General features: G+C 41.9%; 18 protein-coding genes. 13 read left to right on the top strand and 5 right to left on the bottom strand.

Annotation, left to right across the window (positions count from 1 at the left end):
- The gene (locus tag V7K61_RS33875) at window positions 1-1056 is read right to left on the bottom strand and encodes a hypothetical protein (protein ID WP_335060581.1); all 1056 of its coding nucleotides are present in this window, start codon (window positions 1054-1056) and stop codon (window positions 1-3) included.
- Window positions 1057-1534: 478 nt separating this feature from the next.
- Here V7K61_RS33875 and V7K61_RS33870 point away from each other — a divergent pair, with 478 nt between their 5' ends.
- From V7K61_RS33870 to V7K61_RS33830, 9 genes are all read left to right on the top strand, one after another.
- Entirely contained in the window at window positions 1535-3463 is a 1929-nt protein-coding gene (locus tag V7K61_RS33870) for an alpha-amylase family glycosyl hydrolase (RefSeq protein ID WP_335060579.1), read from the top strand.
- A 165-nt stretch (window positions 3464-3628) separates the two neighbouring features.
- On the top strand, window positions 3629-4303 hold the full coding sequence (locus V7K61_RS33865) for a hypothetical protein (RefSeq protein WP_335060577.1): 675 nt from the start codon (window positions 3629-3631) through the stop codon (window positions 4301-4303).
- Between the two features lie 81 nt (window positions 4304-4384).
- The gene (locus V7K61_RS33860; protein WP_335060575.1) at window positions 4385-4822 is read left to right on the top strand and encodes a DUF29 domain-containing protein; all 438 of its coding nucleotides are present in this window, start codon (window positions 4385-4387) and stop codon (window positions 4820-4822) included.
- Between the two features lie 160 nt (window positions 4823-4982).
- Entirely contained in the window at window positions 4983-5201 is a 219-nt protein-coding gene (locus tag V7K61_RS33855; RefSeq protein WP_335060573.1) for a hypothetical protein, read from the top strand.
- Window positions 5202-6776: a CPBP family intramembrane glutamic endopeptidase gene (locus V7K61_RS33850; RefSeq protein WP_335060571.1), complete on the top strand. Its 1575-nt coding sequence runs from the start codon at window positions 5202-5204 to the stop codon at window positions 6774-6776.
- A gap of 747 nt (window positions 6777-7523) precedes the next feature.
- Complete coding sequence (locus tag V7K61_RS33845; RefSeq protein ID WP_334843085.1) at window positions 7524-7799, top strand: TM2 domain-containing protein; 276 nt, start codon at window positions 7524-7526, stop codon at window positions 7797-7799.
- A gap of 247 nt (window positions 7800-8046) precedes the next feature.
- Window positions 8047-8184 (top strand): hypothetical protein, encoded by a 138-nt coding sequence (locus V7K61_RS33840; RefSeq protein ID WP_335060569.1) that lies wholly within the window; start codon window positions 8047-8049, stop codon window positions 8182-8184.
- Window positions 8185-8380: 196 nt separating this feature from the next.
- On the top strand, window positions 8381-10930 hold the full coding sequence (locus tag V7K61_RS33835) for a heavy metal translocating P-type ATPase (RefSeq protein WP_335060567.1): 2550 nt from the start codon (window positions 8381-8383) through the stop codon (window positions 10928-10930).
- Window positions 10931-11127: 197 nt separating this feature from the next.
- A complete protein-coding gene (locus V7K61_RS33830) occupies window positions 11128-11616 on the top strand; it encodes an FHA domain-containing protein (protein WP_335060565.1) in 489 nt (162 codons plus the stop codon).
- 81 nt (window positions 11617-11697) lie between these two features.
- Here the strand turns inward: V7K61_RS33830 and V7K61_RS33825 are convergent, their stop codons facing one another.
- The gene (locus tag V7K61_RS33825) at window positions 11698-12045 is read right to left on the bottom strand and encodes a hypothetical protein (RefSeq protein WP_289798874.1); all 348 of its coding nucleotides are present in this window, start codon (window positions 12043-12045) and stop codon (window positions 11698-11700) included.
- A 538-nt stretch (window positions 12046-12583) separates the two neighbouring features.
- On the opposite strand from V7K61_RS33825, the gene thyD reads away from it, so the two are divergent.
- On the top strand, window positions 12584-13504 hold the full coding sequence (gene thyD, locus V7K61_RS33820) for a thylakoid membrane protein ThyD (RefSeq protein WP_335060563.1): 921 nt from the start codon (window positions 12584-12586) through the stop codon (window positions 13502-13504).
- Between the two features lie 129 nt (window positions 13505-13633).
- Here thyD and V7K61_RS33815 read toward each other — a convergent pair whose 3' ends face one another.
- The 3 genes from V7K61_RS33815 to V7K61_RS33805 form a co-directional block, all read right to left on the bottom strand.
- A complete protein-coding gene (locus V7K61_RS33815; protein ID WP_335060561.1) occupies window positions 13634-13879 on the bottom strand; it encodes a hypothetical protein in 246 nt (81 codons plus the stop codon).
- 194 nt (window positions 13880-14073) lie between these two features.
- Entirely contained in the window at window positions 14074-14496 is a 423-nt protein-coding gene (locus V7K61_RS33810; RefSeq protein WP_334936378.1) for a hypothetical protein, read from the bottom strand.
- 99 nt (window positions 14497-14595) lie between these two features.
- Window positions 14596-14952 carry an iron-sulfur cluster assembly accessory protein gene (locus tag V7K61_RS33805; RefSeq protein ID WP_094352468.1) on the bottom strand — a complete coding sequence of 119 codons (357 nt, stop codon included), beginning with the start codon at window positions 14950-14952 and terminating at the stop codon, window positions 14596-14598.
- 326 nt (window positions 14953-15278) lie between these two features.
- Here V7K61_RS33805 and V7K61_RS33800 point away from each other — a divergent pair, with 326 nt between their 5' ends.
- The 3 genes from V7K61_RS33800 (at window position 15279) to zds (ending at window position 20636) form a co-directional block, all read left to right on the top strand.
- Complete coding sequence (locus tag V7K61_RS33800; protein WP_335060559.1) at window positions 15279-16910, top strand: DUF6930 domain-containing protein; 1632 nt, start codon at window positions 15279-15281, stop codon at window positions 16908-16910.
- Window positions 16911-18742: 1832 nt separating this feature from the next.
- The gene (locus tag V7K61_RS33795; protein WP_335060557.1) at window positions 18743-18919 is read left to right on the top strand and encodes a CopG family transcriptional regulator; all 177 of its coding nucleotides are present in this window, start codon (window positions 18743-18745) and stop codon (window positions 18917-18919) included.
- A gap of 277 nt (window positions 18920-19196) precedes the next feature.
- Window positions 19197-20636 (top strand): 9,9'-di-cis-zeta-carotene desaturase, encoded by a 1440-nt coding sequence (gene zds, locus V7K61_RS33790; protein ID WP_335060555.1) that lies wholly within the window; start codon window positions 19197-19199, stop codon window positions 20634-20636.
- The last annotated feature ends 30 nt before the right edge of the window (window positions 20637-20666 follow it).

The following is a 20666-nucleotide window of genomic DNA, read 5'->3' as shown; positions in this document are numbered from 1 at the left end:
CTAAGCGAACTCTATAGTCTCAACAAACTCTAAAATACTTTCTTTGATGTCTTCAGCCTCTTCCTCAACAGAATCGGGAATTTCGCCGTTAATAAAGCTGTGCTGACTACTAACTATGTACAAAAATTCACCACTGATAAAGGCGAGCAAACCCCGGTACGCATCTAATCTGATTGCAGTTCCATTATTTTCTTGCTTAGAAATTGTGGAACCTTTGGGCATATCAATTAACACGTAGTAAGCGCCTCGCAAAGTATTTTCCAGATATTCGGTATATTCCACAGAAGCATCTGGTACATTGGCAAAAATCGCTTGGGGTATATACTTGTCTACTAAAATCGTTTGTAAATATTCTTCTTGTCCAACAGACTCCAATTCCTCTAACTGCTCTAGGGGGAAAGGATAATAATCGATTCTCAGTAAAGTACCAATGTCATCAGAAAAGCCAACTACTCCTTCTTGGCTTTGAATTCTACCACCCTGCTGCGGTTCAACCGGAATCGGTACGGTAAAATTACCTAAAGGAGATTGATATGTCTGTTCGCTAAAATCTTCGATGACCACTGTTTCATCATCATCATCGTCGTCTGCATATTCTTCATCTTCTGCTTCTTTAAAAGCTGCAATTACCTCCTTGATGATTTCCTCTGCTTCTTCATCTTCAAGTTCTAAAGCTGCTTGTAGCTTTTTCAGGTAGATTTGTTTCGGTTTGGGGATGGCGAGGTCGTCGTCTAAAAGCACTATTACCCCAGCAGCAAAACCATCTAGCACTAATTCATCTGAGAGAGATACTTTGGCGGCATTAAACAGGGGCCCAATTCCCTCTTCTTCGGCAATGGAGATGAGTCTATCAACTATTTCTGTAATTTCATCTTCTGAGTATTCCTCGAAAACCTCGAATTCCCAGAGGATACCCGCTAAACTTTCTGCATCTACCTCTTCAATAAATGAATCAGCGATCGCAGTCACAGTTGCGATCGCCGCCACCGCTTCCTCTGGACTTAGTGATTCCTCTGATGTCTTTGGTGAGTTAAAAACCTTGTCATATTTGGTCATAATTGCTACCTAAATTAATTCCTTGATAGTAATAACAGATTGAAAGTGACAATGGTCAGTTTACCAATGGAGCGAATCTTCTAGAGAAAAAGTTGGCTTATACGTGGTTTACTCAGTATCGATCGGGTGTAACAAAACTTTATTGACAACTAATTTCCCAGGAGTTGAGGTTTTCTAAAATCTGTTGTCGAATATACACTTAAACACGAGCTAGGCTCAATATTTACCGCAAGTCAATTTGATTAAATATTGTAAATTGTTGCGATCGAGCAATTATCGTAGATAACTGCTATAGCTTTCTATATTTATTCTCTAGCAGATGAATTATATCTACCGATAGAATTATAAACTAGCTAGCGATAGATACCTACACCGTAGGCAGGATGTCACAATACCGAAGTTTGTAGTGACACACAATACTCGAAACGTTGTACTGTTGGTTCTGCAAGTGTGAATTAGATGAAATTTTGAGTTTTTTATGGTACAAACCCCACCATCGCAGTTTTCACCAGATCAATATAAAGTAGATCCTGCAAAGGAAAATGTAGAAGCTCTTATACAAGAACCGCAGTTAGATATTGAGATTGCTCTAGAGTTCCTTTACACCAGAGATATTGAATTTCGTCAGGAAACAATTTATTTTCTCGTAGTCGATCGCTTTTATGATGGCGATCCAGATAACAGCGAAGGTGCAAACTCAGAACTGTACGATCCAACTAGACAGGATTGGGGTAAGTACTGGGGTGGCGACTTGCAAGGTGTCATCGATAAATTAGATTATCTCAAAAATATGGGAGTTACCGCTCTTTGGCTAACTCCACTGTTCGAGCAAGTTGAAGAGTTATTTGTTGGCAATGCAGCAATACATGGCTATTGGACAAAAGACTTTAAAAGGCTAAATCCTCGATATATTGCTGAGGGAGAGAACCCTTCTTTAAATGCTACTCAAGAAGAAAAAAATACAACTTTCGATCGGTTAGTTACAGAAATGCACAAGCGCAATATGAAGCTAGTGCTGGATATTGTCTGCAACCATAGTACACCTGATACTAGCGGTAGTAAAGGTGAATTGTATGATGATGGTGTCAAAATTGCTGATTTCAATGATGATGTCAATAATTGGTATCACCACTATGGCGAAGTGCAAAATTGGGAAGATGATTGGCAAGTACAAAACTGTGAACTATCTGGTCTAGCAACCTTTAATGAAAACAATACTGAATATCGGGAGTATATTAAGTCAGCAATTAAACAATGGCTAGACCGGGGTGTAGATGCACTGCGGGTGGATACTGTTAAGCACATGCCGATCTGGTTTTGGCAAGAATTCACTGGCGAGATGACCAATCACAAACCAGATGTATTCATTTTTGGTGAATGGATTTATAGTAATCCAACTGACGATCGCTCAGTGGAATTTGCCAATCACTCAGGCATGACACTTCTAGACTTTGGTTTGTGCGTGGCAATTCGAGCCGCACTAGGGCAAGGTTCAGAAAACGGATTCCAAACAATTCAGTATATTTTTGACCAAGATCATTGCTACAAGGGGGCAACAGAGCTAGTTACCTTCATTGATAACCACGATATGTGCCGTTTCCAATCGCTGAACCCAGATCCAGCGATGTTGAAGGTTGCGATCGCCTTAATTATGACCTGTCGCGGCATTCCCTGCATATATTACGGCACAGAACAGTATCTGCATAACGACACTGATGGCGGCAACGACCCGTACAACCGCCCAATGATGGAAAATTGGGATACTGAGAGTGAGATTTATCGTTGCATCAGGCTGCTGTCTGGCTTACGACGACTGAATCCAGCGGTGTCAATGGGTAGCCACTGGCAAAAATACTTAACACCGGATGTTTACTGCTATGTACGCCGCTATCGCGACTCTGCGTGTTTTGTCGCTTTAAACCGGGGAGGAGAAGTTACTTTACCAGAAGTAGAAACAGAATTGCCCGATGGCGAACATACCTGCGTGGTGACTCGCAACAAGTATGAGGTGAAAGATGGCAAGATTTACGATCTAGTACTAGAAGAACGGGGAGTGATTGTTTTCAGCCACGTTGGCGAACGAATAAAAGCACAAACAATTGTCCGCGTCCAACTCAATGGCGTAGAGACTAAACCTGGTGAAATCATTGTGGTGACAGGAGATTGCCCAGAGTTAGGTAACTGGGATATCAGTAAAGCCTATCCCTTAGAGTACATCAACACCAATACTTGGTTTGCCGAGATTCCCTTTGATGAAAGTGCTGGTAAGCTAATTGCTTATAAATATGCCATGTGGCGGGAAGGGCGATCGCCTCTACGCGAAAATCTCGTAAATCGTCGTTGGGTAATTGCGAAAGAAGGTACTGTCAAATGGCGTGATACTTGGGCATCGGGAAGAGAATCTTAGAAATATGGAATGAGGTATGAAAAGTGAAGAGTCAAGGATTAAAATTTTGATTCTTCACTATTCATTATTTTGGAATTTCCAGTAACAAAAAATACATAAATACGCGTATCGAACCGCAGTGTGCGCCATAGTGTAGTAGTTAGACACTTTAGTAATTTTGTACTGATGAGACTCTTCTCTTACTGCCTACGTTATGATGATGGCGCGGCTCCTAACCCATTCTGGGAACTTTGCACTCTCGCAATTTGCAAGCCTGTTATCCGACGAGCCGCAAACATTGGAGATTGGGTTGTAGGACTTGGTTCTACACAGTCACCAATTGGGAATATTACCGATTGCATTGTATATGCAATGCAGGTAACGGACAAAATGACATTGCGAAAATACGACGAGTTTTGCCGAATTCATAGTCCTCACAAAATTCCAAAATGGAACAGCGAAAAATTTGAGTATCGTGTTGGTGATTGCATCTATGATTACAGCCAAGGAGAACAACCAGTATTGCGACCAAGTGTTCATGACATCAGTAATCAAGAAACAGATTTAGGCGGTATAAATGTTTTGATGTCACGGCACTTCTACTACTTCGGTGACAAGCCTGTTCATTTGCCTGATCGGCTCACTCCACTTGTTCATAAAAACCAAGGACATAAATCGACAGCAAATCAGCCATACGTAATAGAATTTATAACTTGGATCGATAATTTAGGGTACACGCCTAATCAAGTACATGGTGAATCTCAACTCAAAAACGAATTTATTTTCAACCCAGATATCAGCGGTTTCTGTACCCAACACAACCTGCAAGATGACGATGCTAATAAGAGGAGTAATTGCTAGATTACTTTTGTGAGATTATTCGTGGGTCAAGATTGAGCAAAAATAAGCAAAATGTTGCTGAAAACAAAGGGGTAACTGTTGATGAGTAAAACGACACTCTACAATCAGGACTTTCTAGTGTGGATACAGCAACAAGCTGAGTGCCTAAAGAAAGGACGCTGGGCTGAGTTAGATGTTGAACATTTGGTAGAGGAACTACAGGCTTTGGGTCGGAGTGAACAAAAGGAACTTGGAAGTTATTTACAGCTACTTTTAATACACTTACTCAAATGCCAATATCAACCAGAGCGAAAAACTAAAAGTTGGATTAACACAATCTCAAACTGCCGAAATAAAATTCAAGATTGCTTGGAAGATACTCCCAGTTTGCAGCACCTTCTAGAAGACAGGGAGTGGATACAGAAATATTATCGCCGCGCTCGTCGAGATGCCGCAAATGAAACTCAACAGCCAATAGAAACTTTTCCCCTTGAGTGTCCTTTCACTATGGAACAACTTCTCGATCCTGAATTTATCTAAGTTAGACTGCTGAGACTCAGTAAGTAGGCATAATTAAACATAAACAGGACTTACGCAAAATAATGAAAAAACGAACCGCAAAGGACGCAAAGGACACAAAGGAATGAGAGTTTCAGAGAGTTATTGCGTAAGTCCTAATAAAATAAAATCCTAGTTCGTAGTGAGTTATTCATCGCTCAAAACAAAGATTATCGGCTTCCTCAAGGTGGGAGAACACCACTGTAATTTAACATTGTGGGTGCATAGGCAAGCAAAAACCGCAGGCATCGCACATTCATCGCAAACTTTTAATATTGATGATATCTATCCACCTCTGACTTTTTATTGCGATAATTCCCAAGGGGGACGCGCTCTCCACTGGTCAGTTAAAGGGGGATAGATGACACTCAAGCGGTTGGTTTTATTTTTTGTGATGACGCCGATAGCAGTTCTGTTGGCAGTTTCAGCTTTATTCGGTAGTTGGCAAGAACCTCAATTTCAAAGTCGTTTGGAACTATACCAAACAAATATTGCTTTACAAGCTCAAGCTTGGCAATCAGAAGATAGCGGTGATGACAAACTCCAGACGATTCGGGAAGCAATACTTGGTGAGCAACCCCTAGAAAGCGCTACAAAGCAGTATCAGGAGGCGCGTCAATCAGTTCAAGCTAATTTAGACAAAGTTAACAACAAACTTGCACAATTACGCTCTCAAGCTGAAATAACTCCCACGCCTCCGAAACCTCTACCAGACGCTCCTCCCACTATTAAAACCTCTAAACAGGGACAGCAACAGTTACAACAGTCTTTTAAGCAATTACAAAAATTACTGGCTGAATTAGACCTGCGCTTGGGAATCTTACAAGCACAGCAAGGACAGACGGATATAGCCGTCAAGACTTGGAGCGAATTACAACAACGCTCAGATATTAATCCAGGATTTGGGGAAACCGCTGCTGTATTGACTGGACTGTGGAGCAATCCTCCGCGTATCCTCCCAAATGCTCAAGAACCAATTCAAAAGAATTTAGAAGGTTGGTTTCGCTCTACTGCTTTGGTTAAGTTATACCAACTCCAGCAACGACAAGACGCGTTATCAGCAGTAAAAGCCGCACAACAAGAATCTTCTGCTCAAGCAGTGGTGAAATTGGCAGTTATTGGCACTATTCCCACCTTGGCAGCTTTAATTGGTTTAATATTGCTGATTTTATTATTTGCTCAACGGTTGTTGAAAGGAAAAGCCTCGTTATTAGCTCAAAATGCTGATATCCCTTGGTCAACGCCTTGGGGTGGTGAAACGGTTTTGCAGGTTTTTATCATCGGCTTTTTCTTCATGGGGCAAATTTTTGTACCTTTGGTGATATCACTGCTACCCATCCCGCGTCCCATTTTGGATGTGCGACTTCAGGCATTTTCTGTGTTGGTTAGTTACTTCTTGGTGGCATTAGGTGCGCTGTTAGTGCTGTATTTCTCTCTCAAGCGCTTTTTCCCACTACCAGAATTCTGGTTTCGCTTCCGTTTTCAAGATAACTGGTTTTTGTGGGGACTGGGAGGCTATTGCACGGCTTTACCTGTAGTTGTGGTGGTATCTTTGATTAATCAGCAGCTATGGCAAGGACAGGGTGGGAGTAATCCTCTGTTGCAACTAGCTCTGGAAAGCCAAGATAGTATCGCACTTGGTATATTTTTCTCCACAGCGGCGATCGCAGCTCCATTTTTTGAAGAAATCCTCTTTCGTGGTTTTTTGTTACCCTCTCTAACTCGTTACTTACCCGTGTGGGGATCGATTCTGATTAGTAGTTTGTTGTTTGCGATCGCTCACCTCAGCTTATCGGAAATTCTCCCCCTGACTGCATTGGGCATTGTTTTAGGAGTAGTTTACACGCGATCGCGCAATCTCCTCGCTCCTATGCTCCTCCACAGCCTTTGGAATAGTGGTACACTATTAAGTTTATTTATTTTAGGTAGTACTTAATACAGGTACACTACTGTTGCCAAAAACAAAAATATCTGATTTTATCTCCATAGGTAGAGACAATTTACTAGTGATAATTGGTTATAAGCATAAATACTAGCTGAAAACCCAATTACGATAATGGCAAAAGCAAATTAACGAATGCTATTAACATTCTCATTCGGGTAGATTTTAGCCATTTTTCGAGATGTTAATTGTCTTCTTGAACCATTTTTAGCTGTCATAAATTGGAATGCAATTCCGGTTTGCGCTCATGGAAGTGGGGATCGGTAACTAAAAGCGGTTAGAAAGATATGGAAGATGCCTTTTGCGCTTCTAGATTCCCACTAGCCAAATTGTCTTGCCATTGGTGCGATGGCGTTTTACATTCGCTGGAAGCATCGCAAAAGAATCCGGAAATAATACTGATGGACTTGTAAAAAGTGGTGTATGTAGCAGCTTTTGCTGATTATTTAAGATTTATTCTGCTCAAGATAAATATCTGAGCTAAAAATCTGCAAAACTGCTGCACCAGGGTTTGCGATCGTCAAATCCAGCAAAAGTCATCAAGGAGTACCAGTTCGGACTAAACAGCAAGACATCTTGGCGTCTCCTCTGGAATAAAAGCACGCTGATTTTAATTATTCATCTTGAGACTTACTCAGACTGAAAAAATTAAAAATCTATTTATTAAGCAAGTAAATGTATTTGCTTCCATTACAATAAAGACTTTATTTTTATACTCACTTATCAAGGAGCAGCACTTATATGGCAAATCTCAACCCCAGTCACCCTACCAAACAACTTCTAGCTGGTTACTGTGGCATTATCCTGGGAGCGTTTGGGGTTCATAAGTTTATTCTAGGATACGCTTCGGAAGGCTTTATCATGTTAGTGATTTCTGTAATTGGGGGTTCTTTTACCTACGGCGTTGCTTTGTTAGTTATGCAACTTGTAGGTCTAATTGAAGGCATGATTTACTTAAATAAATCCCCTGAAGGATTTGTAAGTACCTATTTTGTGAATAAGCAGGGCTGGTTCTAGTGCAAGAATAGCTTTCTTACTGGAAGCAGAGAATGATATCCACTTCCCAACTTAGGATTGCAGCAAAAGCGCAGGGATAAAGGGCAGCAACCAAAGAAAGATCCTTTTTCCCTTCCGCTTCACCCTTAGCAGAAGTTATATAGCACTTTTACCTCCTATATTTATTTTTATTAATATGCTCATTTTCAAACCTAAACAGCTTAACTGGGCAATGTTCTTCTTGTTAGGCTTAGGATATTTCAGTGTTATGTCTCATTTAGAAATCAACTATTTCTTCAAAAACCTGATTGCGATCGCGCCAATACAGGTGGCAGCGATTATTTATGTGACTTATCGACGTTGGAAATGTCAACCCCCTGTAGGGGAGTTAAAAATTAAAAATTAAAAACTCTACAGAGAAATCTGGGAACTTGGAACGTTGAATTAAGTACAGCGATAGTCGTTCATGCTCAACAAAGTACGATAAATTAAGAATTTTAATATGGTTGACATTGAGTCATAGTTCCATATTTAGCCTACGCTCGAATTAGAGACGCTTTTAGTCAGGCGTTGAATTTCTGTAGCGAATCTAAACACAAGCCATGCAACTTGTCCCGAAAACTAAGCCAGCCCTAGAACCTGACCCAATCCTAGAGAAGATTATTCTAGATGTTGGGGGTATGAAGTGTGCTGGGTGTGTGAACGCAGTAGAGCGACAGCTGATCCAACATCCAGGTGTTAAGAGTGCCTGTGTGAACCTGGCCACAGAGGTAGCAGTTGTAGAGTCAGAAGTTGGTGCAATAGATGCAGATGCACTGGCACAGCGATTAACAGCCGTTGGATTCCCGACTCAACCCCGAAAAGCTAATGGCATAGCGGGCGAAATATCGACCTTACCAGATCCAGCAGAACGACAACGCCGAGAAATGCGTTCTTCTCTATGGCAATTAGCGATCGCAGCGGTGTTGCTGATATTGTCGGGAAGTGGACATTTTGGTAATCTTGGTAGCTCAGTGCTGCCAGTGTTAAATAACATCTGGTTTCACTGTGGACTGGCGACAGTGGCGCTGTTAATTCCCGGTCGTCCGATTTTAGTAGATGGCTGGCTGGGCTGGCGGCGAAATGCGCCTAACATGAACACCCTAGTGGGATTAGGAACGCTGACAGCTTACATTGCTAGTTTAGTAGCGCTGCTTTTTCCCCAATTGGGTTGGGAGTGCTTTTTTGACGAACCAGTAATGATGCTGGGCTTTATTCTCTTAGGAAGGACATTAGAGCAACAAGCTAGAGGTCGCGCGGCGGCTGCATTTAGGAAATTGCTAGCACTCCAGCCACTCTTAGCGCGATTAATTGCCAACCCAGAGAAAGCCGGAATGGGTTCTTCTAGTGTTGAGATTCCTGCTGAACAAGTGCGTGTCGGTGAATGCTTACAAGTGCTACCAGGCGATAAAATCCCCGTTGATGGTGAAGTGGTAGTTGGTCAAACAACGGTCGATGAATCCATGTTGACTGGGGAATCAGTGCCAGTAATCAAAAAACCAGGAGATATGGTGACAGGGGGGACACTAAACCAGTCAGGAGCGATCGCTATTCAAGCAACCCGGACTGGAAGTGATACAACTCTAGCTCAAATTGTCGCCCTAGTAGAAGCCGCTCAAACTCGGAAAGCCCCAGTACAAAAATTAGCAGATACAGTAGCTGGTTACTTTACCTACGGCGTGCTGACAGCATCTGTCTTAACATTTGGATTTTGGTACTTTTTCGGCACTCACATCTGGACTGATATCACCATGTCTGGTGGCATGGAAATGATGAGCCACGCTACACTTGAAGCTCACTACTCAGCACTCAGCACTCAGCACTCAGCACTCCTAATCAGTTTAAAACTAGCGATCGCAGTTATGGTAGTCGCCTGTCCCTGTGCTTTGGGACTTGCCACACCAACAGCCATTCTTGTGGGAACTGCTATGGGTGCAGAACGAGGTTTGTTAATCAAAGGTGGCGACGTTTTAGAAAGAGTACACCAGTTAAACACCGTAGTATTTGATAAAACTGGCACTCTCACCACAGGTAATCCCATCGTCACAGATTGTCTGCTAATTGAGGAATTGGGGAAGGTGGGGCCCCCTCTGGGGATAAGGGGTAATGGGGAAGAAGCAGAGAAGCAGGAGAAGAATAACAATACCCAATCCCTTATTCAACTAGCAGCAGCCGTAGAAAGCGGTACTCACCATCCCCTAGCAAAAGCAATTCAGCAAGAAGCACAGCGGCAACAGTTATCTATTCCAGAGGCTGTAGATTTTCACACGGAACCAGGACTAGGGGTGTCTGCTGTGGTAGAAGGCACAGTTGTATTGTTGGGTAACTGCGAATGGTTGAGTTGGCACGGCATTGCCATTAACGAAACCGCACAACAGGTAGCACAGGATTTAGCAACAGATGGTAAAACAGTCGTTTGTGTAGCAATTGGCGGAACTTTAGCCGGACTAATTGGTGTTTCTGATACCCTCAGATCGGATGCTCGATCCACTGTAGATAAGTTGCGTCAGATGGGCTTACGGGTAATGTTGCTCAGTGGCGATCGCAAAGAAGCAGCTAGCGCCATAGCCAAACAATTAGGATTAGATAGCGCTGATGTAATAGCAGGCGTTCCCCCAGCTAAAAAAGCCGCGGCAATACAGTCCCTCCAGTTAGAAGGGGCAAAGGGACAAGGAGACAAGGGGACAAAGAAAACTCCTAACTCCTCACTCCTAACTCCTAACTCTCCACTCAGCACTCAGCACTCGGTAGTCGCAATGGTAGGAGATGGAATCAACGACGCTCCAGCTTTATCCCAAGCTGATGTAGGAATTGCTTTACACTCCGGGACAGATGTGGCGATGGAAACTGCTGAAATTATTTTAATGCGCGATCGCCTAAACGATGTCGTCGAATCTATTCAGCTTAGTCGCGCCACCTTCAACAAAATCCGCCAAAATTTATTCTGGGCTTTTGCATATAATACACTTGGCATTCCTTTAGCAGCAGGTGTTTTATTCCCTAGTCTGGGTTTTGTGCTTAACCCGTCTGGTGCTGCTGCATTGATGGCTTTTAGTTCTGTTAGCGTCGTCACCAACTCAATATTATTACGGCGATTCGCTCATCGCCCGTAAAATACTCCTTTACACGTCCAATTTGCCACCACAAATATTGGTTGTCAAAACAGAATTCAGGAGTCAGTCGTCAGATTAAGACACTTACCAAAGCTATCATAGCTACTGGAGTAGAACGGCCATGTTCTACTCTTTCAAGGTATTATGCAATTTTAAAGCTTATTTAGATTAGCACCACAGACTGATGGTGCGCGAAAATGGCAAGATACGATACTAAACAAATCTTAATCAATTACAGTTTCACCGATTTGTCAATGGCAGCAGAAACTAATGAAAACCATCTACTGATTATTGAAGACGATCAAGGTCGCAAAGAATTTTCTTTGGAGCACCCTGTCTACTCTATTGGTAGAGACCGCGAATGTAATATCCGTTTAATGTCGCAGTTTGTCTCCCGCCGCCATGCCACATTAGTGAGATTGCCACGAGAGCATAATAGTCATAGCTACTATTACCGGATTGTAGATGGCGATGCCAAAGGTAAGCCTAGTTCTAATGGTTTGATGATTAATGGACGCAAGATACCAGCCCACGATCTCAGAAATGAAGACGAGATCGTTTTTGGGCCTCAAGTACGTGCCATTTATTACCTTTTAAGAAATACTCAGCGTTTAGGACAAACGGATTCGAGTGAGTATGATATTACACTAATAAACCCCGGTATGGCCGAGGATTTAGAGGAGTAGAAAAGTGAATTATAACTACCAATTACAGTCTGACACTTCCACAACTTCAAGCCGTGGGAGTATCAATTCAATCACCAAAGCTTATCCTGCAATACTTTCAATCAAATGCCAATGACGGCTACTTTCAATAGATTGCTTGATTAACTCAAACATTTGTCGGCAGTAATTATCTAGGTGAATTGGTAGTTCTTCATTTTTAATCACAATACTCATCCGGGTTTCTGTTTCAGTAGATTTTGATTTATCAATCAGTACTTCTACCGTTATTAATTTAGGAAAAGGAACATTTCCAGGAACCTCACGACCGATAATATATTCGGCTGTGTGATATTGAATATCCAACTGACAGTCCTGTAGAAGTTCTACAAGTAACGGCAACAGATGGTCACTAGGAACAGAAACAATAAATGAACAGGTATAGCGAGCCATAATAGCCCCAAGCCTTGCAACACTCCGTCCATCCTATAATACCGAAGTATCTAAATATAAAGTCATTAAAAAATCAAAGTTTTTGAGAGCAGGTACTAGCAGGTACTACCAGATATACAGTCAATGAAGAGGCAGGGGGCAGGGGGCAGAGGGGCAGGGGAGCAGGGGAGCAGAGGGGCAGAGGGGCAGAGGAACAGGGGGAAAAGTTCCAAGCTACGTCTGCAAGTATCAAAGCCTCATTAAAGGAGTTCAAAGGCTCATTAATGAGTATCAAAGACTCATTAAAGGAGTTCAAAGACTCATTAAAGGAGTTCAAAGGCTCATTAATGAATATCAAAGCCTCATTAATGAGTATCAAAGACTCATTAAAGGAGTTCAAATACTCATTAAAGTTATAGTGACACTAACTTGCATTCTAAAACATATCTCCTCTGCTCCTCTGCTCCTCTGCTCCCTTGCTCCCCTGCTCCTCTGCCTTCTTTGGTAAGCTGAAAGTTTGATCAAAAATTTTACAATAAAGGTTTGGCTGAGGTAGAAAATGAAAGTCGCAATTACTGGGGCAACAGGATTTGTTGGTAGTCGTTTGGTACAACGATTACAGGGGGAAGGTCATAAAATAGTAGTATTAACTCGGAATACCACTTTTGCTCAAAAGGTTTTTCCCTCTGAGGCTTTCCCTAATGTAGAAATTGTTGCCTATACACCAAATGCATCTGGTTCTTGGCAAAGTGTCATCGCTAGTTGTGATGGCGTAGTTAATTTGGCAGGAGAACCTATTGGTGAAGGACGCTGGACACCAGAACGGAAACAAGAAATTCTCAATAGCCGGAAGTTAGGTACACAAAAAATAGTTGAAGCAATAGCCAATGCTAACTCCAAACCATCTGTGTTAATTAACGCTTCAGCTATTGGCTACTACGGCACCAGTGAAACGGCTACCTTTGATGAAACAAGTCAATCTGGTAACGATTTTCTTGCCCAAGTCTGCCAAGCCTGGGAAGCTGAAGCGAGAAAAGTAAAAGATGCTGGTGTGCGACTGGTAATTTTGCGTTTTGGGATTGTTCTGGGCAATGGTGGTGCTTTAGGTAAAATGATTCCGCCTTTCAAACTCTTTGCTGGCGGGCCTATTGGCAGTGGTCGGCAGTGGTTCTCATGGATTCACGTAGACGATTTAGTTAACCTGATTTTGCAAGCTTTAACTAAACCGGAAATAGAAGGCGTATATAATGCCACTGCCCCTAACCCAGTCCGAATGGCAGATTTAAGCCTAACTATGGGACAAGTGATGAATCGCCCTTCTTGGTTGCCTGTTCCTGCTTTTGCGATCGAAGCCCTTTTAGGAGACGGGGCAATAGTAGTTTTAGAAGGTCAGCAAGTTATCCCAAAACGCACTGTGCAAACAGGTTTTGAGTACAAATATCCTAATTTGCAACCGGCATTAACACAAATTCTTAATTAAAAGGCACTGGGGACTGGGGACTGGGGATTGGGCAAAACAGGCAGAGGCGCAGAGGAGAGAAATTTTACCCGTGCTAATCTGCTTCTTTTTCATTACCCAGTCCCCAGTCCCTAATTCCCAGTCCCCAGTCTATTGACTAGAAAGAAATTTTTTGGAAACCCAACTGATAATACCGCTAAGAATGGCACCGCCCATGAGAATGCCAATTGCTGGGTTAAACAAGGGTTGCCACAGTTGATGCCATAAATCCAAACCCAGGTTTACTCCTGCGGCATCACCGATCGCAGCGATCGCTAACCAACCAAAGCCAAACAAAACCAAAAAAACATCGGCGACTAAAACCATGTTTAGCCAATTTAACAATTTCTCTTTCATGATTGGATTGGGGATTGGGGATTGGGGATTGGGGATTGGGGATTGGGGATTGGGGAAGGTGGGGCCCCCTCTGGGGATAAGGGGTAATGGGGATTGGGTACTGGGGATTGGGAAGAGACAACCTAGAGACTTACTTCAATAAATTCCCCCTTGCCCTCTTGTCCTCATAGTCCTCAGTGCCCAGTCCCCATCCTCTACTTTTCAAACAGCCAATTTTTGACTTTTGTCAAACTCTGCCAATCTGGTTTTCTACTTAAACCGTCCTCAATACTATTTTTTATTTCATCACTCCATTCTTCGTTGACAAAAATCAACTGCTGTGCTATGTCAATGTGTTCCCGCAAACCTTTTTGCTTTGTTTCCAGCATTGCTAGGGCGAGATTGATTCTAGCCTGGGGATCTTGTGGATTTAACTTGACTGCCTTCTGTCCAGCTTTGTAAGCCAAATTGGGTTTGTTATCGAGTAGATACAACCACGTTAAACAAACCCAAGCAGCACTAGTTTTAGGAGCGCGATCGCACACTTCTTTAAATACAGGGATTAAAGATTCTGCTGATTCTCCTGCTTTATAGCGTTCTAAACCTGTATCAAACAGGGATTCAACTGTATTAGTCATTGGTCATTAGTCATTGGTCATTAGTCATTAGTCATTAGTCATTGGCCATTGGTCATTTGCAAAAGACAAATGACAAAGGACAAATGACAACTGACAATATTACACCCCAAATGACTTACCGCAACCACAAGTTTGATTAGCATTGGGGTTAGTGAATTGGAAACCACCACCAATCATGGCATCGCTGTAATCGAGCATTAAACCGTAGAGATATAACAGACTCTTGCGATCGCTGACAATTTTGAAGCCATCATAGTCAAAAACTTCATCATCAGGAGTGATTTTGCTGGTATCTTCAAAATCCATCATGTAAGACATCCCAGAACAGCCACCCTGACGCACTCCTACCCGTAAGCAGAAGTCTGTGCCTTGCTTGTCCCGGAGGGATTTTACCTGGTGCAATGCGGCTTCGCTCAACAGAATTCCGCGTTGTTGAGCCTGAATTGCTTGTGTCATCTGCTTTTCAACTCCTTAATTAGTATAAGCGTTACCCTATATCGGCTTGTTAATGCTTCTGGGTTGCTCGTTAAGTGTTTTTGTATTCATTCTAGCGGCTTAGATGTTTCTAGATGCCAAATTGTAAACACTCTGTCAAAAGTAGCCAAAGATTTTTATTCTAGAATTGAGAGACTTAATGTGTTTATACATTCGGTATTCTTAAAATTCAAGCCCTACGGCAGCAACAGAAGCAACCACCCTTCAGGTGCAGCCATAAAAATTAATCCGAGGCTAGCTAGCCCTAGCTCCCAAAGTTTACTTCCAAATTGCTTCTTTTGATCTCTATGACAAGTTTTAATCGCTCTACCAGTCGTCGGTTGAAGAAATTAACTCAAATTCCTTCTGTATGGGAGGGCGATCGCCGTCCGTTGTCATCACCAAACCATCTGTCAGACTCAGAGGCAAAGGGAGAATGCATTCTTTGGGTAGATTTCTCCCAAGGTGTTGTCCGAGGAATGGACGTGGTAGCTTCAGATATTGGCCCAGAAGCAATAGTTCGCACCTTAATGCAAGCAATGGAGCATCCCCAGAGTCCGGCAAGACCTGCTAGACCTCAAAGAATTGTAGTCAAAGACCGCGAGATCCAATTTTACCTGCGGGGAGTGCTGCAAGATTTGGATATCGCTATTGACTATGCACCAGAACTGCCTTTAATTGACGAACTATTTCGTGGATTCGCCGACATCCTCGATAGTCAAACCCCCGACTTACCCCCGCAGTATGCACAAATCTTGCGAGAAAAAGCATTTGCGATTTGGCAAGCAGCACCTTGGGAATTTTTGGAAGAACAGCAAATTTTGTCAATCGAGATTAATAAGTGGGATGTTGGCACACTCTACGCCTCAGTTATGGGAATGCTGGGAATGGAGTATGGGATTTTGTTTTATCGCTCAGAAGAGTCTTTAAAACAGTTTCGCGCCGCAGTTTTAACGGATGAAGAATCAACAGAGCATCTAGAAGAAGCGTTCCTTAAGCAAGATTGCCTGTTTCTCACTTTTGAGAGCGTTGACGAAACCGATGAAGATGACGATGAAGAAGATGATTTGGCGGATCTGCCATTATCAGAAATTGACCCTACTTTTGGTAATATCCACCCCTTAGAAGGACTAAGGTCTGTTTTGTATGACGAAGAGGCATTGGTAATCTTGGTTGCGATCGAAAGCCTGAGCCGCTTTATTCGCGATCACCGTCGCCAACTTCATGAGGAGATTTTCCCTACTCTGGGCCGTCGCTATCGCATTTCTCTACCGCAGTCGGAAGAATCAACTAAATCAGTGCCTGTGACAGTCTCTACCATGCCGCAGTTAGCAGCAGAATTAGAGGAAATGGCAGGTTTTGGTATTGATGACGAGGAGATTGACAACCTTGATTTCCAATCATTGCGAGATGACTTGATACCAGAAGATTCCTTCCTCAGCTTAGGTGTAGTGTCCTGGGAAATGTTGGATTCTCTGCGAAAGGGGGTCAGCTACCACCAAGCTAGTGAAATCAAACAAGTGGGTGACGGTTTGCCGGTGATTCTAATTCAAACCTCTCGGCCCAAGGCGAAGACTGTAATTGAAAGAATTGAAGCAACGGGCGGACTGAGAGCAATTTGCTTTAATCCAGGTGCCAATCCTTTTGATGGCGATCGCTATGACTTGGGTTTATTGCAAACTCAAAATGGCGAATTGTTCCTATTCGGTGAATTTTTAGATGAAGATCCGATTCATGTCGAAGCCCGGAAAAAATGGAATCAGCGGTGTAAAAATACTCAGGGCTACTGTGGCTTAATCATTGCCAAAGGACTAACGGGAGCCTCCCGTGGCAATCCTCAGTTACGAGATATGATGGCTTTGTTTGAAGGGCGATCGCTTTCACCTAAAGATTTAGGTATTGGCACTCTCCAACTTATGCCCCAACTTAAATTTGAGTAATTGCATGAATTGCCGCAATCCTGAATCTCAAATTATCGATATGAGAAATTAAGTTGATATGTATTTGATTGGCATATTGACTGAAACTGTAATTTGATAGGGGAAAAGGGGGAAGGCTTTGCCTTTTAACGTTTACCCCTCTTCTCTTTACCAACGGAGGTTAATTCTGCGGTGCTGAGTACTGTCTTACCCCATAGCGAAACGGGAAGATTGAAGTAAGGGCGCATTATTTGACTGTTTCAGTGAAGTAAAAAGTACTCAGGATTTTCACTTTTATATCTAATACCCCATAGCTTATAGGCAATCTTTTAGTCCGAGCAGAGCGTTTCCGGTTCCACTCAGTCTTCGTCATCCGCCTAGCTATCAGGGCGCAGCACTTTGTAATGAATATTCATGTATGTGTCAATACTAATAAACGACCAATCATAAGAAGCTAACTTTACCTAAATTTCATGAAGTACCTGTATTTTCATCGTTTTCTAGTCATTTTATTTAAACATTGCTCAGTATAAATAACTACACAGACCTAAAAATTTATCTACAAAGACTGCTTGAATCGAACCTAACTGATGTACTTAGATATTGGAATCTTTTTTTTAACAAGTTTTTGAGTTTAGCATCCTGTTATGTATCAATATCATTAAGCAAAAGTTCAAATGCATATCTTTTTCTTTGTAATTTTTTTATAAAGGATGAAAAATAGCTTAGTTAGTGTCTAAATGAAGATTATTTAAAGTGCGTAAATAATAGCTATAATAAACACACTGCCGACAAAATTAAAATATACGATTCTTTTTATAGGTATACTTACCAGATAAAAAATAGTTGTAATAAAAATTTTATTGGCAGTAATTTATCTCTTGGCTTAGATATGAGGAAAAGATTTTATGTCAAACTTATAGCGCCTTGCTTGGCTAAAAATGATTTATATAACCTCCAGATAGATGAAGACGAAAAATCGCAAAAAATTGCTGATTTTAAGGCAAGCTAAATCGCTAGAATGAAGATAAAAAAAATGCAAAATTTCATTGCATTTTGACGATAATTTATTGTAAAAGTATGAAACAAAACTAAAATATTATTATCGACAACAGTCAAGTAACATCACATAGATTCTAGATTAATTTGTCTGTGTAAAATTACAGATATTGCTGTCAAAATTTACCAACATACTTGGCAATTTACACTCGGTAGACTGAGCGTTGTCCCCTTTTTTTGGCTACTATATTGGCACTGAAAAGCAATCAGCTTGATCGAGGTAAGCTAAAATTCATAACTGTTCAAGTAGCTCTTAACTTCTTGGTTACAGTATGGTTACAGATAAGTGTTTGTCGCTTATTTGCCTACTAACAAGAGTGACTATTCACGCTCTATACACACCACTCTAACCCGCCGATAAGCCAGGATTTCAGCATGATAATGATTCTGAAGCTTTATTTTTTGGGGTTCTAGCAGATGCTCTCTCCAAGCAGGTTTGGTGAACTTAGTTAAGAGAGAAGGTCAAATGCTTTCAATAGAGAATAACTTTGGAAATCTTCATTGAGTCAATAGTAGGTGTCTCGAAATCCTTTATAAAATTTCATTGTCAGGCTTTACTCATGCTGTTAGTAGGGTTATTAGCTTCAAAAGCAACTATGTGCTATTTACGCTGTCACAATAGTAACAAATAAAGTGTAGTGTTTTGATTTTTTTAGAAAATGATCAATCCTTTGACAAAATAAACATTTTTAATATTAATGGTATTACTTGTTTCGTGAGACAAACTCTGATAACCTTATCGGTTCCCTCTTTAATTTAGACTCTTTCGACCATCTAAATATACAGCAAATAGCATGATAATGACAAATAAAAAATGGGCCGTTAAACGCATAACAGTTAATCTCGCAACGCAGGAAGCGGAAAAACTAGAAAAATATTGCCAACAAACAGGTAGACCTGCAACTGACGTGATTCGTGAACTGATTAGAAGTTTGCCCATCTCCGACGACGGCAAAGATGCAAATAACTAAGAAGTTAATTTCACAACATTATCCAGAAAACAGCTTTGCCAACAAAAAAATATCTCTGATACTTTTGAGAGTCCGTCGCCATGGACAAAAGTTTGTGTAGATGATACAGACGCGTTTTTATCGCGTCTGGTCATTTACCGGAACTAAAAAAAGTAATCAAAGAAGTTTTAGTATCGATATTGGCAAGCCTTAATATGCTGCTGGAGTTGATATTAAGTAGCAAATTCCGACACCAACCCAGTTACAATCTGTAAAGAAACTGAAAAGGAACGACGGAATGCGTGTTGCAATCGTAGGTGCGGGACTGGCTGGGCTAGCAACCGCAGTAGATTTAGCTGATGCTGGTTGTGAAATAGAGATTTTTGAGTCTCGTCCGTTTGTCGGTGGTAAAGTTGGCAGTTGGGTTGATGGAGATGGCAACCATCTAGAAATGGGGTTGCATGTATTTTTCGGGTGCTACTACCAACTATTTGACTTAATGAAAAAAGTGGGGGTGTTAGAAAACTTACGCCTCAAGGAACATACCCACACTTTTATTAATAAAGGGGGGCGCACTGGTGCTTTAGATTTTCGTTTTATTACAGGTGCGCCTTTCAATGGGTTAAAGGCATTTTTCACTACTTCCCAACTATCGTTGCAGGATAAATTACAAAATGCGATCGCTTTGGGTACTAGTCCGATAGTTCGCGGATTGGTAGACTTTGATGGGGCGATGAAAACTATCCGCAATTTAGATAAAGTTAGCTTTGCCGATTGGTTTCGCAGTCATGGTGGAAGTAATGGCAGCATCAAGCGGATGTGGAACCCCATTGCTTACGCATTGGGATTTATTGATTGCGAAAATATGTCTGCCCGTTGTATGTTAACCATATTCCAGTTATTTGCAGTTAGAACTGAAGCTTCAGTTTTGCGAATGCTGGAGGGTTCTCCATCTGAATATTTACACAAGCCGATTCTGGAATATCTGGAAGCTAGAGGCACCAAAATTTACACGCGCCGACAAGTTCGGGAAATTCAGTTTGCTGAGTCAGCTGAACAAACCCGTGTCACAGGTATAGTAGTTGCCCAAGGTGATGTAGTAGAAACGATCGCTGCTGATGCTTACGTTTTCGCCTGTGATGTTCCAGGAATTCAACGCATCCTACCCCAGGAGTGGCGTAAGTGGTCAGAATTTGACAATATTTACAAACTGGATGCAGTACCAGTGGCTACAGTGCAGTTACGCTTTGATGGTTGGGTAACAGAACTGAACGATGGAGAACAACGTAAACAGCTAAACCATGCGGCTGGAATCGATAATTTACTTTACACAGCCGATGCTGACTTTTCTTGTTTTGCCGATTTAGCGTTGACTAGCCCTGCTGATTATTATCGCCCAGGACAGGGATCTTTGTTACAGTTAGTGCTGACACCGGGAGATCCGTTTATTGCTCAAAGTAATGAAGCGATCGCACAGCATGTCCTCAAGCAAGTCCATGAACTGTTTCCCTCATCGCGGGAGTTAAATATGACTTGGTACAGTGTGGTAAAACTTGCTCAGTCTCTCTACCGAGAAGCGCCAGGGATGGATGCGTATCGTCCCAACCAAAAAACACCAGTAGATAATTTCTTCCTTGCAGGCAGTTATACTCAGCAAGACTACATCGACAGCATGGAAGGTGCTACTATTTCTGGACGGCGTGCGGCAAAAGTGATTTTGGAGAGTTTAAAGAAATAACGTAGACACGCAGTGGCTTGCCGCAGGCTA

The organism is Nostoc sp. (assembly GCF_036918015.1).
Lineage (GTDB): Bacteria > Cyanobacteriota > Cyanobacteriia > Cyanobacteriales > Nostocaceae > Nostoc.
Note: the sequence above shows the minus strand (reverse complement) of the source record. Positions and strands in the feature narration are given on the sequence as shown.

What these genes read in the sequence shown, in the direction of transcription:
- V7K61_RS33835 (WP_335060567.1), top strand. Translation starts at nt 8,381, where the DNA reads ATGCAACTTGTCCCGAAAACTAAGCCAGCCCTAGAACCTGACCCAATC.
- V7K61_RS33875 (WP_335060581.1), bottom strand. Translation starts at nt 1,056, where the DNA reads ATGACCAAATATGACAAGGTTTTTAACTCACCAAAGACATCAGAGGAA.
- V7K61_RS33840 (WP_335060569.1), top strand. Translation starts at nt 8,047, where the DNA reads ATGTCTCATTTAGAAATCAACTATTTCTTCAAAAACCTGATTGCGATC.
- V7K61_RS33870 (WP_335060579.1), top strand. Translation starts at nt 1,535, where the DNA reads ATGGTACAAACCCCACCATCGCAGTTTTCACCAGATCAATATAAAGTA.
- V7K61_RS33815 (WP_335060561.1), bottom strand. Translation starts at nt 13,879, where the DNA reads ATGAAAGAGAAATTGTTAAATTGGCTAAACATGGTTTTAGTCGCCGAT.
- V7K61_RS33850 (WP_335060571.1), top strand. Translation starts at nt 5,202, where the DNA reads ATGACACTCAAGCGGTTGGTTTTATTTTTTGTGATGACGCCGATAGCA.
- V7K61_RS33805 (WP_094352468.1), bottom strand. Translation starts at nt 14,952, where the DNA reads ATGACACAAGCAATTCAGGCTCAACAACGCGGAATTCTGTTGAGCGAA.
- V7K61_RS33845 (WP_334843085.1), top strand. Translation starts at nt 7,524, where the DNA reads ATGGCAAATCTCAACCCCAGTCACCCTACCAAACAACTTCTAGCTGGT.
- V7K61_RS33800 (WP_335060559.1), top strand. Translation starts at nt 15,279, where the DNA reads ATGACAAGTTTTAATCGCTCTACCAGTCGTCGGTTGAAGAAATTAACT.
- zds (WP_335060555.1), top strand. Translation starts at nt 19,197, where the DNA reads ATGCGTGTTGCAATCGTAGGTGCGGGACTGGCTGGGCTAGCAACCGCA.
- V7K61_RS33865 (WP_335060577.1), top strand. Translation starts at nt 3,629, where the DNA reads ATGAGACTCTTCTCTTACTGCCTACGTTATGATGATGGCGCGGCTCCT.
- V7K61_RS33810 (WP_334936378.1), bottom strand. Translation starts at nt 14,496, where the DNA reads ATGACTAATACAGTTGAATCCCTGTTTGATACAGGTTTAGAACGCTAT.
- thyD (WP_335060563.1), top strand. Translation starts at nt 12,584, where the DNA reads ATGAAAGTCGCAATTACTGGGGCAACAGGATTTGTTGGTAGTCGTTTG.
- V7K61_RS33830 (WP_335060565.1), top strand. Translation starts at nt 11,128, where the DNA reads ATGGCAAGATACGATACTAAACAAATCTTAATCAATTACAGTTTCACC.
- V7K61_RS33825 (WP_289798874.1), bottom strand. Translation starts at nt 12,045, where the DNA reads ATGGCTCGCTATACCTGTTCATTTATTGTTTCTGTTCCTAGTGACCAT.
- V7K61_RS33795 (WP_335060557.1), top strand. Translation starts at nt 18,743, where the DNA reads ATGATAATGACAAATAAAAAATGGGCCGTTAAACGCATAACAGTTAAT.
- V7K61_RS33860 (WP_335060575.1), top strand. Translation starts at nt 4,385, where the DNA reads ATGAGTAAAACGACACTCTACAATCAGGACTTTCTAGTGTGGATACAG.